Here is a 412-nt window from a genome sequence, read left to right on the forward strand (position 1 = left end):
TGACAGCACCACCATGACCAGGGTGAGGATCACCGTGGTCATGGTGGTGCTGTCACTGTCGGCCGCCCGCGGCGTCGTCGCCGCTCTGGGCTACTACAACATCATCGGCCTGTCGACATTCGCCACCAACCTGTTGGTGACGCTGGCCATCGCGGCGTCCACCGACTACGCGATCTTCCTGATAGGCCGATACCAAGAAGCCCGAAGTGTCGGTGAGGACCGGGAACAGTCCTACTACACGATGTTCCACGGCACCGCCCACGTGGTGCTGGGCTCGGGCCTGACCATCGCCGGCGCCACGCTGTGCCTACACTTCACCAACCTTCCGTATTTCCAGTCGCTGGGCATCCCGCTGGCCATCGGCATGGTCACCGGCGTTGTCGCCGCCCTGACCCTGGGGCCGGCCATCATC

The 412-nt window shown here is 64.3% G+C and carries 1 protein-coding gene; it reads left to right on the forward strand.

What is annotated here, in order from left to right; genetic code table 11:
• Nucleotides 1-22 precede the first annotated feature (22 nt).
• Nucleotides 23-412 (forward strand): MMPL family transporter (locus RNB18_RS52885; protein WP_311721162.1); only part of this gene is annotated, 390 nt, incomplete at its 3' end.

Origin of the sequence: Streptomyces doebereineriae (genome assembly GCF_031845645.1) — a bacterium.
GTDB lineage: Bacteria > Actinomycetota > Actinomycetes > Streptomycetales > Streptomycetaceae > Streptomyces > Streptomyces canus.